16 protein-coding genes are annotated in these 15,047 nt (G+C 46.6%); 6 read left to right on the top strand and 10 right to left on the bottom strand.

Annotated elements, in window-relative coordinates; genetic code table 11:
- The 6 genes from pyk to AC1DSE_RS16595 all read right to left on the bottom strand — a co-directional run.
- A partial coding sequence (gene pyk / locus AC1DSE_RS16620) for a pyruvate kinase (protein ID WP_477527919.1) occupies window positions 1–1,262 on the bottom strand: 1,262 nt, incomplete at its 3' end.
- A 97-nt stretch (window positions 1,263–1,359) separates the two neighbouring features.
- Window positions 1,360–2,430, bottom strand: coding sequence for an acetyl-CoA carboxylase carboxyltransferase subunit alpha (locus AC1DSE_RS16615; protein ID WP_477527918.1), 1,071 nt, complete (start codon window positions 2,428–2,430; stop codon window positions 1,360–1,362).
- The gene (accD, locus tag AC1DSE_RS16610; RefSeq protein ID WP_076267799.1) at window positions 2,420–3,289 is read right to left on the bottom strand and encodes an acetyl-CoA carboxylase, carboxyltransferase subunit beta; all 870 of its coding nucleotides are present in this window, start codon (window positions 3,287–3,289) and stop codon (window positions 2,420–2,422) included. The genes AC1DSE_RS16615 and accD overlap by 11 nt, the downstream gene beginning before the upstream one ends.
- 40 nt (window positions 3,290–3,329) lie before the next feature.
- The gene (locus AC1DSE_RS16605) at window positions 3,330–3,521 is read right to left on the bottom strand and encodes a glutamate decarboxylase (RefSeq protein ID WP_076267800.1); all 192 of its coding nucleotides are present in this window, start codon (window positions 3,519–3,521) and stop codon (window positions 3,330–3,332) included.
- Between the two features lie 95 nt (window positions 3,522–3,616).
- Complete coding sequence (locus AC1DSE_RS16600; protein WP_076267801.1) at window positions 3,617–4,108, bottom strand: phosphatidylglycerophosphatase A family protein; 492 nt, start codon at window positions 4,106–4,108, stop codon at window positions 3,617–3,619.
- 420 nt (window positions 4,109–4,528) lie between these two features.
- The gene (locus AC1DSE_RS16595; RefSeq protein ID WP_477511010.1) at window positions 4,529–8,200 is read right to left on the bottom strand and encodes a DNA polymerase III subunit alpha; all 3,672 of its coding nucleotides are present in this window, start codon (window positions 8,198–8,200) and stop codon (window positions 4,529–4,531) included.
- A 141-nt stretch (window positions 8,201–8,341) separates the two neighbouring features.
- On the opposite strand from AC1DSE_RS16595, the gene AC1DSE_RS16590 reads away from it, so the two are divergent.
- The 3 genes from AC1DSE_RS16590 (at window position 8,342) to AC1DSE_RS16580 (ending at window position 9,573) form a co-directional block, all read left to right on the top strand.
- Complete coding sequence (locus AC1DSE_RS16590) at window positions 8,342–8,668, top strand: YtrH family sporulation protein (protein WP_076267803.1); 327 nt, start codon at window positions 8,342–8,344, stop codon at window positions 8,666–8,668.
- Window positions 8,669–8,671: 3 nt separating this feature from the next.
- A complete protein-coding gene (locus AC1DSE_RS16585; RefSeq protein WP_477527917.1) occupies window positions 8,672–9,187 on the top strand; it encodes a sporulation membrane protein YtrI in 516 nt (171 codons plus the stop codon).
- Window positions 9,188–9,276: 89 nt separating this feature from the next.
- Window positions 9,277–9,573 (top strand): YtpI family protein, encoded by a 297-nt coding sequence (locus AC1DSE_RS16580; RefSeq protein WP_076267805.1) that lies wholly within the window; start codon window positions 9,277–9,279, stop codon window positions 9,571–9,573.
- Window positions 9,574–9,581: 8 nt separating this feature from the next.
- On the opposite strand, the gene AC1DSE_RS16575 is transcribed toward AC1DSE_RS16580, so the two are convergent.
- The gene (locus AC1DSE_RS16575) at window positions 9,582–10,934 is read right to left on the bottom strand and encodes a DRTGG domain-containing protein (protein WP_441876186.1); all 1,353 of its coding nucleotides are present in this window, start codon (window positions 10,932–10,934) and stop codon (window positions 9,582–9,584) included.
- Window positions 10,935–11,032: 98 nt separating this feature from the next.
- Window positions 11,033–11,506: a hypothetical protein gene (locus AC1DSE_RS16570; protein WP_076267806.1), complete on the bottom strand. Its 474-nt coding sequence runs from the start codon at window positions 11,504–11,506 to the stop codon at window positions 11,033–11,035.
- 231 nt (window positions 11,507–11,737) lie between these two features.
- Between AC1DSE_RS16570 and AC1DSE_RS16565 the strand changes: the two genes are divergently transcribed.
- Entirely contained in the window at window positions 11,738–12,091 is a 354-nt protein-coding gene (locus AC1DSE_RS16565; protein WP_477527916.1) for a helix-turn-helix domain-containing protein, read from the top strand.
- 79 nt (window positions 12,092–12,170) lie between these two features.
- Here the strand turns inward: AC1DSE_RS16565 and AC1DSE_RS16560 are convergent, their stop codons facing one another.
- Window positions 12,171–12,455 carry a hypothetical protein gene (locus AC1DSE_RS16560; RefSeq protein ID WP_339207799.1) on the bottom strand — a complete coding sequence of 95 codons (285 nt, stop codon included), beginning with the start codon at window positions 12,453–12,455 and terminating at the stop codon, window positions 12,171–12,173.
- 90 nt (window positions 12,456–12,545) lie between these two features.
- Window positions 12,546–12,881 carry a YlbF family regulator gene (locus AC1DSE_RS16555; protein ID WP_441909043.1) on the bottom strand — a complete coding sequence of 112 codons (336 nt, stop codon included), beginning with the start codon at window positions 12,879–12,881 and terminating at the stop codon, window positions 12,546–12,548.
- A gap of 236 nt (window positions 12,882–13,117) precedes the next feature.
- On the opposite strand from AC1DSE_RS16555, the gene AC1DSE_RS16550 reads away from it, so the two are divergent.
- Together AC1DSE_RS16550 and AC1DSE_RS16545 are read left to right on the top strand one after the other, a co-directional pair.
- On the top strand, window positions 13,118–14,488 hold the full coding sequence (locus AC1DSE_RS16550) for a YheC/YheD family endospore coat-associated protein (protein ID WP_477511053.1): 1,371 nt from the start codon (window positions 13,118–13,120) through the stop codon (window positions 14,486–14,488).
- An 11-nt stretch (window positions 14,489–14,499) separates the two neighbouring features.
- Window positions 14,500–14,919: a hypothetical protein gene (locus AC1DSE_RS16545; protein ID WP_477527915.1), complete on the top strand. Its 420-nt coding sequence runs from the start codon at window positions 14,500–14,502 to the stop codon at window positions 14,917–14,919.
- Window positions 14,920–15,047: the final 128 nt, after the last annotated feature.

Raw genomic sequence — 15,047 nt, 5'->3', positions numbered from 1 at the left:
GGACCAAGCACTGCAAATACGCCCCAAATGAGAGATAGACGACGCAATACCTTCTCATCAGTCGTTACAGCAATGATTGGAGCTTTAGGCTTGTACTTCGATACCATGCGAGCTGTAAAGCCGCTTTGCGTCGATGTGATGATCGCTTTTGCACCAAGGTCAAGAGCCGAGTTAGCAACAGCTTGGCTGATTGCTTCTGTAACGGATACTTGTTGTGCATTGGCTTGTTTTGTGAAAATTTCACGGTATTCCAAAGCGGCTTCCGCACGCTCAGCAATACGAGCCATTGTTTGTACGGATTCAGTTGGATATCTTCCCGCAGCTGTTTCGCCGGAAAGCATGATCGCATCTGTACCGTCAAAAATCGCATTTGCAACGTCACTCGCTTCTGCGCGAGTTGGACGCGGGTTGCGCTGCATGGAATCAAGCATTTGTGTTGCTGTAATGACAGGTTTACCTACACGGTTACCTTTTTTGATCATATTTTTTTGAACGAGCGGCACTTCTTCAGCTGGAATTTCAACGCCGAGGTCGCCACGCGCTACCATAAGACCGTCAGAAACCTCAAGAATTTCATCAAGGTTGTCTACGCCTTCTTGGTTCTCAATTTTGGAGATGATTTGAATGTGACCTGCATTATGACGCTCAAGCAATTCACGAATTTCAAGCACGTCGCTCGCTTTACGAACAAAAGATGCTGCGATGAAGTCTACGCCTTGCTCGATACCAAATACGATATCGTTAGCATCCTTTTCAGTAATACCAGGCAATGAAATTTTCACGCCAGGAACGTTAACGCCTTTTTTGCTTTTAATTGGACCGCTGTTTACGATACGGCAAACGATCTCAGTGCCTTTAACCTCTTCAACTGTCAATCCGATCAAGCCATCATCAATGAGGATAGTTGAACCAATTGTTACATCGTTTGGAAGGTTGTTGTAAGTAATAGGAACACGGTTGCGGTCACCCAAAATTTCTTCTGTAGTAAGCGTAACGATTTCACCTTGATTAAGCTCAATCGGCTCTTCTTTAAGCTTACCAAGACGAATTTCAGGGCCTTTCGTATCAAGCAAAACCGCTACCGAAGTACCAAGTTCTGCATTTGCAATGCGGATGTTTTTAATACGGTTGCCGTGCTCTTCAAAATCTCCGTGTGAGAAGTTAAGACGGGCAACGTTCATACCTGCATTGATTAGCTTTTTTGTGTTTTCCAGTGATTCGCTGGATGGACCGATAGTACAAACAATTTTCGTTTTACGCATGTTAAGTTTCCTCCGTATACTGCCTGATATTCTTTACTATACTGACATGACAACCCACTGCTTGTACAGTGAAATAATCATTTTTACATATTATTCACTATTGAACGGTCGGAGTTGCTTCCGGCGCCTGTTCCTGAGATACATTCACCGCGTCCGCTTTTATACCGATATTTGTATCAGCAACTGCTCCGTCCGCCACATCTCCGGGCTCTTCAACGATCTTGAATTGACCGACTTTACGGAATTTATTATACCGATCTTCGATAAGCTGCTCAGCACTCATTTTCATAAGTTCTTGTAAATGCTGCCACAGCTTTTCCTTAATTTGCTCCGCTTGAAATGCCAAGTCCTTATGTGYGCCGCCCTGCGGCTCTGGAACAATATCCTCAATTACACCAAATTCTAACAAGTCTTTGGCTGTAATCTTCATGGCTTCAGCTGCTTGATCTGCCCTGGAAGCATCTTTCCATAAGATGGATGCCGCTCCATTTGGCGAGATTGCACTATAAATCGCATTTTCCAACATTAATACACGGTTTCCGACGCCTAAAGCGAGTGCTCCCCCGCTGCCGCCTTCACCAATAACGATACAAATAATAGGCACGCCGAAGCCGGCCATTTCCCGCAGGTTGCGCGCAATCGCTTCCGATTGACCTCGCTCCTCGGCGGTTTTGCCCGGATAAGCACCCTTCGTATCAATAAACGTGATGATTGGCCGCTTGAATTTGTTCGCTTGCTCCATGAGACGAAGCGCCTTGCGGAAGCCCTCAGGATGAGGACTGCCGAAGAAACGAGCAATATTCTCACGAGTATCCTTGCCGCGTTGGTGTCCAATAACAGTAACTGGAACACCGTTTATCTTAGCAAGGCCACCAACGATGGCAAGATCATCTGCAAACAGACGATCTCCATGAAGCTCCATATAATCGGTAAATACCGTTTGAATGAAGTCTAACGATGTCGGACGCTGATGATGAYGCGCCATATGCATCTTTTGAGCCGGAGTCAGCTCACTATACAATTCTTCTTCCAGCTGCTTGCACTTAAGCTCAAGACCTCGAATTTCTTCCGTGAAGTCGATACCCTTCTCCACGCTTAAGGTCTTAAGCTCAGTTACCTTCTGCCGCAAGTCGTTCAACGGTTTTTCAAAAGGCAGCTCACCCGCCATAGGATGTTTCCTCCCTTACGCAATGCATATCAAGCAGCTTTGCTAACGTAGGTTTCATATCTTTGCGGTGTACGACTTTATCCAATTGGCCATGCTGCAAGTTAAACTCAGCCGTCTGGAAGTCGTCAGGCAGCTTCTGGCGAATCGTTTGTTCGATAACAATTCGTCCGGCAAAACCGATCAACGCGCCAGGCTCGGCCAAATTGTAATCGCCCAAGCTCGCAAAGCTTGCCGAAACCCCGCCCGTAGTAGGATCGGTAAAAATCGAAATAAACAAACCCCCGGCACCTTGAAACTTTGAAAGTGCCGCGCTCGTTTTGGCCATTTGCATTAAGCTAAGAATACTTTCCTGCATCCGGGCGCCGCCCGATGTTGAGAAAATAAGAAGCGGCAGTTTCTTCTCATGAGCCGCTTCGATCGCTCTTGTAATTTTCTCTCCAACTACGGATCCCATACTGCCAGTGAAAAAATCAAAGCTCATGACTGCTACGACGACAGGAAAACCACCAATCGTACCTTCTCCTGTTACGACAGCTTCGCGAAGACTCGACTTGCTCTTCTGCTGCTCTAGCTTGCTCGCGTAACCTGGGAAGTTTAGAGGATCGATGGATTCCATATTGGCATCGTATTCTACCAGATGCCCATCATCAAGCGTTAATGCAATACGCTCCAACGCGCTTAGACGGTAATGATAACCGCAGGATGAGCATACCTTCAAATTCTTTTCCAACTCTTTGCTATACTGAATCGTGCCGCATTTGGAGCACTTATTCATCAAGCCCTCAGGAACTTCACGCTTGCGTGGTTCCGAAGGTATTGTTGCATATTTTTTCTTAGTAAATAAATCTTTTATTTGCACGTGTGACACCTCTCAAGGCGCAATAGTATAGAGCAGTCCATCATAATGGCCGCATAATGGAGTTGAATACTTCTTGAACTTCCTCCAACTCGCCTGACGGAACTAGTATCTCGTATTGCTGTTTGGACAGATTGACGGAGCGGATTTTCACCAGAAACCCTTCATCCGTTAGCCGCTTCTTGATGTTATCTGCAATTTTTGCTGTTGGTGCGATATAAATGACCGTCCACATCATGGTACCTCCTGAAAACTTTGCTTCCACAAAGCTCACTTACTAAGCACAGCTATCCCGGTAACAGGCCATATGATCTCACAATGATACCATAGTTAAGGCGAATCCGGCAAATCATATTGGATCGCTTTCGGGTCCTGATGTGCAATTCGAGCAGACGCGGCAGCGGCTAATCCAGCAACCAGGTCATCTAAAAAAACATGAATTCGTTCACCTTTTATATTTAGTTGACGAATAATACCGGGTTTTACTTTATCTAAATATCCGAAGCTCGTCAATCCAATCATGCCGTAAACATTCGTAATGCCGAGCGCAAGCGTCTCATCCACACCGTAAAGCGACTCATCATTTTCCATAATCGATTGCAAAGGCTCTGGCAATAACTTCCGCTCAGCTAACTCATCAAGGGCCATACCCGTATACATGACATATTGAACCTCTCGTTTGCCAAGTACCGCCCTTACGCTTTCCTCACACTCTTCCATCGTCAAATCACCATTATAGGGACGCTGCAGCGTATAAACGATTTCTGTTACATCATCGATGGATACCCCTCGTTTTAAGAGCCATTTCTCGATTCCTGTCATAGGACTCATTCCTCCCGTAACTGCTTGTACGTTTATCTTGGAAACATAGGCGTGAGCAGATGACATTGTCCTCAGGCGGCGCTCGCACTCTCCGAGCCCCATAGCCATCTTCACATGTATCTCTAAACATATGCACAGATAGGCTCTGATGTGCATACGAAATGCCGTTGCTTGCAAGATAAAGCAGGAGGGTAGAAATCCTATTGCATCAATACCAAATATTCATGGCAAAAGAATAATTTTTCTTCTTATTTTTTTGCATAATCTCACTATCGAAATAACTTCAGACCACGGTTTGCTCAGCTCAAACCTATTCTCGCCATGCATATTTTCAAGCATAAGATCAGCATTTAATTTCTGATTTACCCGAAGCGAGAAATAGAATTCAGATGGTTTCGCATCAACTTGTTTATGTCGTTGTCATTTTACGATGATCGAGCCTTCACCCAAGAGCTGCTCAACGGCTGAGATAAGCTCAGCAGATGGTTTAACGCGATAACTATCGCTGAGAGCAATCGATTTTTGTCCTTGTACATAAAATAACACGGTAGCGAGCTGTCCGGAATGACCAGCCAAAACACTTTTCAGCTGTTCAAGGACAGCAGGCTGTTCATTTTCAGCCAAAATTTTTATATATACGCGCTGCGGCTTGCGCTCATCGGATGCAGGTGTCGTGCGGTTATTTCCCGACTGAGGGCCAGGTTTAACGCTACTATTATCAGCAGCCTTAGTCTGGAAAGCTGGCCGATTGCTAGGTGACGTCGTTCGGTTAGCTTGGCCTTGCGTTTTCTGAGTACTGCCCTGAGAAGTATAGCTGCTCCCGCCCGTTCTTGCCGCGCGAGCCTTCGCCTGCTTCTGCAGCCGTCCTACGTGATCCGCAAGCTCCATCTCCGCATGTTCAATCGGTACACAATCTTCAACGATGAGCTTATAGTCATCATCCTGCTGCTGAACCGTTGCTTGTATAATGGCTAAGCCGCCCTTTTTGAGCTTGCTTTCGATTCGCTTCCAGATCGTTGGAAATACGACAGCTTCCACACGCATTATGCGATCTTCAAGCTCGAGGAAACCCATGGACAGACCTTTCTTATTCGTGAAAGGTTTGATGGATACGACCATAATGCCTACAATAGCAATCGCCCCGTCCTTTGCATCAGACAGCTCAACAAACCGATCAAGACCTAGCGCTGACAGCTGCTGCTCGGCAGCATCCAGCGGATGGCCGGATAAATAAAGCCCCAGCAGGTCCCTTTCAAAATCAAGCTGTTGCCCTGTCGTGTACGGACGGATTTCGGGCAGCTCGACATCCCAGTTCTGCACCTCATCTAAACCAAACATTTCAATTTGCAGCTCTTCACGGTCTTTGCGCCATTTGATTGCTGTCTCTACCGTCTCCTCCAATGCAGCTAGTAGCTGAGCACGATGTCCTGGCAACGAATCAAGAGCTCCCGCCTGAATGAGCGACTCCAGCACCCGCTTGTTCACAACCCGCAGGTCTACACGTTGGCAAAGATCTAGAAGACTATCAAAGAGCCGATCCTCTCGCTCTTTTAAAATCGCTTCAATGGCTTGTGTGCCCACATTTTTAATAGCTGCCAGCCCGAATCGAACCGCTTTCTCAACAGGTGTAAACGATACGCTGCTTTCATTAACGTCAGGCGGCAGCACAGCAATGCCCATTCGCCGGCATTCATCCACGTATTCAGCGGTCTTCCGCTGATTTCCTGTAACTGAAGCGAGCATCGATGCCATAAACGGCACAGGATAGTTAGCTTTAAGCCATGCTGTCTGAAAGGCGAGTACTCCATATGCTGCTGCATGCGCCCGAGGGAACCCATAATCGGCAAATCGAACAATCATGTCGTAGACATGATTGGCATCCGTTTCTGAATACCCTTTTGCAAGACTTCCTTTCACAAAGTGAGCCCGCTCTTCGTCGAGCACCTCACGCTTCTTCTTGGATACTGCTCGGCGCAGCAAATCCGCTTCGCCAAGAGAAAAGCCAGCCATCAAGGAGGCAATTTGCATGATCTGCTCTTGATAAACAATAATGCCGTAAGTGTCAGAGAGAATAGGCTCTAGCGACGGATGCGGATATTCAACCGTTACGAGCCCGTGTTTGCCTTGAATGTATTTAGGAATAAACTCCATCGGGCCGGGACGGTAGAGTGCAAGGACGGAGACGATATCCTCGAATTCCGTTGGCTTCATTTCCTTCAGCACTCGCCGCACACCAGCAGACTCGAGCTGAAAAATTCCGGTCGTGTCGCCGCGGCTCAGCATGGCATACGTTGCCGGATCACTATCGCTAATGGTGTGGAAATCGATCACTCTGCCGTGCTGCTCCTTAACGGCGTGCAGTGCACGCTCTAGAATGGAGAGTGTACGCAAGCCGAGAAAATCCATTTTTAGAAGTCCAATAGCTTCTAAATGCTCCATTGAATATTGGGTGAGCGGAATTCTCTCGCTTCCAGTCTGTATTGGCGTATAGTGTGTAAGCGGCTCTTGTGAAATCACAACACCCGCAGCATGAGTGGAGGCATGCCTTGGCATGCCCTCAACCTTCAAGGCCATCTTCAGCATAGCAGCCGTCTTCGGCTGACGCTCGCTTGCTTCGCGAAGCTCGTTGCTCATGCGGAGCGCTTCCTCAATCGTAATGCCCAGTTGGTTTGGAATAAGCTTAGCTGCTCGATCCACCTCTTGAAACGGAACGTTCATAGCTCTGCCTACATCCCGAACTGCTGCCTTGGCCGCCATCGTTCCGAATGTAATGATTTGAGCAACATGCTCTTCGCCGTATTTGGCTGCCACGTAAGCAATGACCTCGTCACGCCGTTCATCATTGAAGTCAATATCAATATCGGGCATGGAAATTCGCTCAGGATTAAGAAAACGCTCGAACAAAAGCTTATATTTCAGCGGATCAACATCCGTTATTCGAAGCGTATACGCAACAAGGCTACCCGCGGACGAGCCCCGTCCAGGTCCCGTTCTAATGCCTGAATCATGAGCGAAGCGAATAAAATCCCAAACGATCAGAAAATAGTCGCTGAATCCCATCTTCTCGATGACAGACAGCTCATATTCGAGCCGCTGCTCCGCCTTTTGTCTATAATCAGTATCTTGAACCCACTCTGGATTTCCGCCATATCTAGCAACTAATCCGTCGCGGCATAAAGTAATTAAGTAATCGGCTGAGCTCATACCCGATGGTACCGGCCTAAAAATAGGAAGCGCAGCGCGTCCAAGCGTCAGTTCAAGCTCACATTTATCCGCGATCTCAACTGTATTCGCAATCGCTTCAGGCACATGTCTGTACAGCAGCGCCATTTCGTCCGCACTCTTCAGATACATCTGATCCGTCAGCATGCGCAATCGATCAGTATCCTCTGTCGTTTTGCCCGTACCGATGCAAATAAGCACATCCTGCATAGCAGCGTCCTCAGCCTGCAAGTAATGCACATCATTTGTAGCGACCAGCTTAATACCTGTTTCCTCTGCAAGCTTTATCATATCAACAGCTACTTTTTTCTGATCCAGAAGACCATGATCCTGCAGCTCTAAATAAAAGTCATCTCCGAAAATATCTTTATAACGCAAAGCGCTGCTTCGTGCTTGCTCCAAGCGGTCATGCAGCAGATGCTGAGAGATCTCGCTCCCCAAACAAGAGCTTAAACAAATCAGCCCTTCAGAGTACTCACGCAGCATCTCCAAATCAACGCGGGGTTTATAGTGAAAACCTTCTAAATGTGCTATGGAGGAGAGCTTCATTAAGTTTCGATAGCCCGCTTCGTTTTTGGCAAGCACAATCAAATGATAGATTGGATTTTCCTTGCGCGACCCTTTCTCAAAGCGAGAACCAGTCGTCATATATAGCTCGCACCCAATAATCGGTTTTATTCCTTGTGCACGGCATGCCCGGTAAAAAGGAATAGCTCCGTACATGACTCCATGATCGGTGAGCGCAAGTGCCTTCATGCCGAGGTCCGCAGCTTTAGCTGTCAAATCTTTAATTCTGGCGGCGCCGTCGAGCAGGCTATATTCGCTGTGGACGTGCAAATGCACGAAAGATTGTTCATTATGGCCGCTCATCGCATCGGTTCCTTTCCGCTTCGTCCAAAAATAAGATAATTCTATTTTATCATAATAGCGATGGACACGCCCATAGAATGGTAGCAGAGCATACAAGCATGCGGTGTTAATCTACAAGACTATATTTTTGGAGGGATACGGGTGAGCTATTTTTTGTCCAAAGCAGGACTTGATTTCTTTATCGCATTTGGCGTTGTTTTAGGTGGATCTACGCTTGCAGCAGTGGGATCGGTGTTTATGCTGATGCCGCCAGCCCATACAATGCTCGATACAGCCATAAAACTGAAAATATGGGCGATCGTCGCAGCAATCGGGGGGTCGATTGATCCCGTTCGAGTCATTGAAAGCAACATTATGGATGGTCAGTTATCGCCGGCAGCCCAGCAAATCTGCTTTATTATTATCGCTTTTCTGGGTGCACATTTAGGCACAGAGCTAGTGCGGCTTATTTGCAAGGGAGCCACCTAAGCGATGCGCGTGCCGCCGTTTAGCCGTTTCACGAGAGGACTGCAAATGGTAGGAGTATTGACACTCGGGATGATCATTGGCGCAATTGTGTACAATTCGCTTTATTTGGCGCAATTTGAGGCTTTAATCACATTGAAGAGTGAGCTGGAGGTTAAGCTGGAGCAATACGAAACGGATTTAAAACATTTAAATGAATTCAAGAATCAGCATACCGTTATAAAAAGCATCCTGCCCCGTGTAGAGAAAGAAGCCGGCCAAAATACGGGAAGGCCCCATCTTGATCAAGTTACCGAGGCGTTGATTATTAAGCGGATAAAAGGGGATTTGAGCGTCTTCCTTGGGCAAAGCATTTATGAAATTGACTCTGACGCAAAATTCGCACGCAACCTCCTTGAGAAGAAGGTCTATATGGATGTGAACAGCAAGGACTATACCATTGAGGTTAAGACTATTCTTGTCGTTGATAATGTGCTGCATGTCTGGATCAAGGTGCGTGATTATGCAAAGCCTCCTTCTTAAGCATACAGCTGCGATTCGTGATACAATAGAGCCTGTCTATTCACAAGATCGAAGCTGTACATACGTAACTTAAAAGGAGTTGCTTTTCCATGGATCAACTGATGCAATGGCTGCTTGTGCCGGGCATCCTAATTACACTCGTGCTTTCGGCTGTATTCAGCTTTAAATCACGCCGCTCCACTGATGCGAGAACCCGGGGCCTCTTCACAGCTAGAATGAATATTAGCATGGGAGCCATGCTGCTTTTTATCGCTCTCGTTCAGTTGTTCTTGTCCGGAGAATCTACGCTTCGCATCGTAATTGGCGCTATATTCCTTGTGATCGGCGTATTTAATGTATTTGCTGGTCTTCGCAATCTCAGCGCGTACAGCTCGACAAGAAATTAAATGTGCAATTAATACGGATCAATCATTTGGGCCGTCAGCATCGCTTTGGCGGCCAAGCCTTGTTTGTCCTTCACTTCGATTTCAAGCTTCGTAAACTTCCGACTCATCTCAAGCGCTTTAGGTATGATCGTAACCTCACTGTCAATTTGAACCGGCCTTACAAAAAAAGTCGTCATACTCTCCAGCAAATAGTCACGCTTCGCCGTTTCTCGAATCATTCTGCGAGCCGCTTGCGTCATTAGCGTAGAGAGAAGTCCTTCCGACACCATCCCAAGCGCACCTGACATTTGCGGTGTAATGATTCCCTTATAAGCAATGCCCAGCTCGTCCTGACCAATGACATTAACATTTGTTGTAGCCATAAAGCCCGTCCACATTAAGTCTTCGAAAGTCTCTCCCGATTCCGGCTGCTTTCCAGCAAATCGCATCGCATCAAGCACTTCTTGCCTCGTCACAACGCCTAACAGCTTGCGATGCCTGTCAACGATAGGCAACAAATCAATACCTTCCGCAGCCATCGTATGAGCAGCCGAAGTGACCGTTATATTGGGTGCCGCTGTAATCGGATTTTTTGTCATCACTTTATCTACCGCGCTATCCTCAGGCGATCCCACAGCATCCTTAGCCGTCATCATGCCAACAACCTTGCCCCTTACATCGACTACTGGAAATCTGGAATAACCCGTTTCCCGCGATATTTTATGGAAGTCCAAAACCGTTTGCCCGATTCGCATCACATCAGCGGGTCTGCTGAAGGTTACGATGTCTTCGATCAGCATGATCTTCCGCTTAATAAGCCGGTCGTACATCGCACGATTGATCATGGAGGCGACTGTAAACGTATCATGCCGCGATGAGATGATTGGGAGAACGCGCTCGTCAGCAAGCTTGATTACTTCCGCGCTCGGCTCAAATCCGCCTGTAATCAATACGCCTGCTCCCTCCTCAAGCGCGCAGCGATGCGCCCCGATACGGTTGCCGACTATTAGCAAGCTGCCCTCGTCAATGTAGCGCAACATCGCATCCAGCTCCATTGCACCAATGACAAACTTATGCAGCGTTTTATCAAGGCCGGCTGCTCCGCCGAACAGCTTGCCTTCCACGATTTCGGCAACCTCGCCAAATGTAAGCTGGTCCAGCGCTTCACGCCGTTTCCGATCAATTCGCACCGTTCCGATACGTTCCTTCGTGCTGACAAGGCCAGAGCTTTCCGCTTCTTTAAAAGCTTTATAAGCCGTTCCTTCGCTGACGCCTAATTCCTTGGCAATCGCGCGTACGGATATTTTCGTTCCAATCTTCAAGCTTTGTATATAAATCAATATTTGTTCATGCTTCGTGTTAGTCTCGTTGCCTGGTCCGATTGAAGCCACCTTATATCCTCCGTCCACTTGCCTTTGTTTCTCCCTATTATAGGAGAAAGCGAGGAACAAGTCATGCTCACCCTCAATTCGGGCCTAATCTAGAGCTGCCATTGAAGCAGAACTTGATTCGTACGCAGCCTGCCATCGATCAGCTGGCCCTCCAAGCCTTTAAACCGCCATTTCTTGAACAGCTGCTGTACCGTTTGAACGTTGATGGCATCTTCAGCGCCTGACATGATAAACGCTTGCCAATCATATTCAATCGGAATCGGATATCGCAGTGATTGGATAAGGAATTGATTCATTTCTATCACTTGTGATGGAATTTCATCGTATATGCTAGAGAACAAAAAAGAGCTTTGCTCGCTGTGCGGCCGAGAAATAGGATCAGATTTTAAGTCAAGCACATATTCAACGATTTGGGTATGCGGGTTAACACGACAGCTGAATGAGCCACGTGCAGCCAAAGCCTTATCGACACGGTGAGACAAGCGGTATGTGAACTGAACAAGGAATGGAACATTGTTATAATATGCGCGAACTTTTCTGAAAAATTCGAATTCGTCAACCACTTTGCATCCTCCTCGTGTCCACTGATTTTGCCCTTATATATCCTACCACTTTTATTTAAAATGGTAAATTGATCCTTTAAAGGCAATGATATTATTAGAATGATACTTTTTTACACAATTATAGTAAAGAGACCATCTATTAGTCAATGACTATAGTCACTCTTTTTAATATGCTCTATAGAATGTTGTTGATAGACTAGTAAAGTTTTATCGTTAGGCTGAGGTGAATCAATGAGTGGGATTGCAGGACTTGTAGGAGAGAACATTCGACTGCTGCGCAAAAAAAGAGGGCTTAGTCAAGAACAGCTTGCTCTTCGCGCTGATATAAATGCTTCCTATATGGGACAGGTTGAGCGGGGAGAAAAAAATCCAACGATTGATGTGCTAAGCAAAATCGCGTTTGCCCTTCAAACGCCGCTCGAGAGAATCRTGAACGTTGTTCCAAACCCCGATGCTGCAGATGATACTGACGATGAAGGATATGCCACGAAGGTTGCCCACCAAATGAACGGCTTAAGCTTAAAGGAGCAGGAAGCGGTATATAAATTCGTTAAGCAGCTTGTTCAATTTAAAGAAATCCAATAAGAAGGTTTCGTCAAATATGCTTATTAACAAGAAAAAGATCCGACGGTATAATACCGACGGATCTTTTTTTTGTTGTATGCTAACCTCGGGCTCTGCGGGCAGTTGTCGCCTTCTGAACAAGCTTCTGTTCCCATAACAGCGCCTTCGCTCGCTTAATGCGCGCGAGCTCCTTCCGTCTCTCATCATTCATAACCAGCGCATTGACATGTGACGTTATGATGATTAAAGAGAACAAAATCCATACTAATCCGAATACACTCATCAAGCTCCAAGGCGCATTCAGCTCGAGACGCGGAATCGCATATACAAGCATCGCCAGCGCAATAAGCAAATACAATACATGACGGCCTTTTCCAGCTAACATTCCCTTCAACTCCTTCATACGGTCATAAGCGGCTTATATTCTTGTCCGCATAATCATTCTATGAAGGAGGGACAGGGTATATGTCTCCTATTAGTCTACAATGGACTTCAGCACATCGGACATAATGCGGTTAACATCCTCAAACACGACGGCAAACCGGCGCTCCGCATCCATCAATTTGCCTATCAACGGATTAAGCGTAATCACTTCATAGAGCTTGCTCATCTTCTCCATATCTTCGGCAGAAGGCTCTTCACCAGCCATCATTTTTTGCTGTAAAAAGTTTTGCCGCTCGCGAAAATCATCCAGCATTGCCTTTGCATCTGCATCAGCTTCTGCTTCCAGCTTCGCAGCCTTTAATAGCAATGCCTCTTCGCTTTCCTTAAGCGCCTTCGCTAATTCATAAGCTTTGTCATAAATGTTCATTCGTCTCTCTCCCATTCTTATCGCTCTCATTTGGTATTCAATACGTCCAATCATACCCCTTATTCTATACATGAACCAAATCCTTGATGGAAAAGCATGCTAAAACAACACAAGCTTCAGAACCGTTTCTGATTCACAAAGGAATAGATGTCCTCATATGCTGAAGTAATTCGTGTAAAACACCTATAGGCCGCTAACCTCTTATCGTCATCCTCCTGCTTGGAAGGAGATTTATGATGCTCAAATCGAAAGTAGCCGTACAGGTGATCAGCTCCGGTATGCTTCCGGAGGATACGCTCATGCTTGGCGAAGCACAAGTAAAGCAGTGGAAAATCCCTCAAGGCCAGCACATTCTCGTAAAGTTTGGTGCTTTTCGGCAGCATGTCAAGGTTATTCCTGTCGCAAAGTACGACGGAATGAGGATCAGTCAAAGTTTAGCCAGACAGATGGGATTAACAAATGGCACATCGATCCGACTGCAATACAAAGCCAGCACTGCCACACTCGTTTTTGGGCCTTTAATCGGCGTTCTCATTAGCCGAGATTATCCGCATATGCCGGATAAACCCTTTGGTTCCATTACTATGTTTTGCAGGGAGCTTGTTGAAGCCTGTACAGCGCAAGGCGCGTACGTTTATTTTTTCACACCTAATCAGATCGGCACAAGTATCGACAACATTGATGGCTGGATCTATTCCGACGGCTGGCGGAAGCTCTCGATGCCCGTTCCTGACGTCGTTAATAACCGTCTTACCTCACGAAAATTGGAGAACAGACCCAGCGTACAACATTTCATGAAAGAAGTAAAACAGCACCATCAGACTACCGTTTTCAATGAAAAGTTTTTGGATAAAACCGAGGTTTTCGATGCGCTTAAGAAAGATGAAAGCTTGGTTCGCTATTTGCCTGAGTCGCATCTGCTGCGCAACTATACGATGCTGAAATCAATGTGCTCTCGGTACAGCAGCGTTTTTCTCAAACCTGTTCGCGGTAGCTTAGGAAAAGGAATCATTCGGATCACTCATCTTGATTCGAGCAATTATCAAGTGATGTATGCGACTTCGGCTGGTACTCGAAGACAGCAGTTTACGAGCTTGGTTAAGCTCTTCTCGACGATTTCCGCGAAGATGAAAACCGTGAGATACCAAATTCAACAGGGATTGCAGCTCATTGAAATCCAAAAGCGGCCAGTCGACTTCCGCGCACTCGTCCAAAAAAATTCGAGCGGTAAATGGACGATCACATCCATTGTAGCCCGTACAGCCGGAACTCATCATTTTGTCTCAAACTTAGCGCGCGGCGGCACGCTCAGCACGGTTGGAGAAGCTGTTGCAAAATCAAATCTGCAGGCAGGGGTTAGCAGGCAGGAAGCAGCGCAGCGGCTCCAACAGGCAGCGCTAAATATCGCGCGCGGCGTTGATGCGCAAATACCAGCACATTTCGGTGAGCTCGGCATCGATCTTGCAATGGATACGGCAGGCCGCGTATGGCTGCTGGAAGTCAATTCCAAACCGTCAAAAAATGATAACACACCGCTAAATGACAATAAAATTCGTCCATCCGTCCGCATGATGATTCATTACTCCCGTTTTTTAGCGGGCTTTTAACGGAGGCTTCTATGCAGAATCGAAAGGTCAAACTTGCCATTCTCGTGGCCTCAATCAACGATAATGCCTCAGAGCATGCATCTATTCCGGTAATGCCAGAGCCTTCCTTCTATCGTGCGCTCAGCATTGCCGGCGAGCAGCTTGGCATGGACGTCTATGTATTTACAGCAGAAGACTTTCAGCAGCATACGGAGTCTCTCGTAGGCTATCGATTGGAGAACGAGCATTTTTCTAAACAGACCGTCCCATTTCCTGACATCATCTATGACCGCTGTTTCTTTACTGAAGCCAATCAGCGAATAAACTGCCGCCGCATTCTCAGTTCCCTTGCTCAAGTTAAGCCTTACCAGCTTCTAAACGGAAAACTTCCTGGGAAGCTCGATGTGTATGAAGCACTCAAAGAAGACCATATGCCGCTGTTTCTTTACTGAAGCCAATCAGCGAATAAACTGCCGCCGCATTCTCAGTTCCCTTGCTCAAGTTAATCCTTACCAGCTTCTAAACGGAAAACTTCCTGGGAAGCTCGATGTGTATGAAGCACTCAAAGAAGACCATATGC

This window comes from Paenibacillus sp. 01L418 (assembly GCF_056400045.1).
The sequence above is the reverse complement of the archived record's forward strand: the minus strand, read 5'-3'. Positions and strand labels throughout refer to the sequence as shown.

Excerpts from the sequence above, each read along its gene's own strand:
- AC1DSE_RS16545 (WP_477527915.1), top strand. The coding sequence starts at position 14,500 with ATGCAGAATCGAAAGGTCAAACTTGCCATTCTCGTGGCCTCAATCAAC.
- AC1DSE_RS16600 (WP_076267801.1), bottom strand. The coding sequence starts at position 4,108 with ATGACAGGAATCGAGAAATGGCTCTTAAAACGAGGGGTATCCATCGAT.
- AC1DSE_RS16595 (WP_477511010.1), bottom strand. The coding sequence starts at position 8,200 with ATGAGCGGCCATAATGAACAATCTTTCGTGCATTTGCACGTCCACAGC.
- AC1DSE_RS16585 (WP_477527917.1), top strand. The coding sequence starts at position 8,672 with ATGCGCGTGCCGCCGTTTAGCCGTTTCACGAGAGGACTGCAAATGGTA.
- AC1DSE_RS16555 (WP_441909043.1), bottom strand. The coding sequence starts at position 12,881 with ATGAACATTTATGACAAAGCTTATGAATTAGCGAAGGCGCTTAAGGAA.
- AC1DSE_RS16560 (WP_339207799.1), bottom strand. The coding sequence starts at position 12,455 with ATGTTAGCTGGAAAAGGCCGTCATGTATTGTATTTGCTTATTGCGCTG.
- AC1DSE_RS16550 (WP_477511053.1), top strand. The coding sequence starts at position 13,118 with ATGCTCAAATCGAAAGTAGCCGTACAGGTGATCAGCTCCGGTATGCTT.
- AC1DSE_RS16580 (WP_076267805.1), top strand. The coding sequence starts at position 9,277 with ATGGATCAACTGATGCAATGGCTGCTTGTGCCGGGCATCCTAATTACA.
- AC1DSE_RS16605 (WP_076267800.1), bottom strand. The coding sequence starts at position 3,521 with ATGTGGACGGTCATTTATATCGCACCAACAGCAAAAATTGCAGATAAC.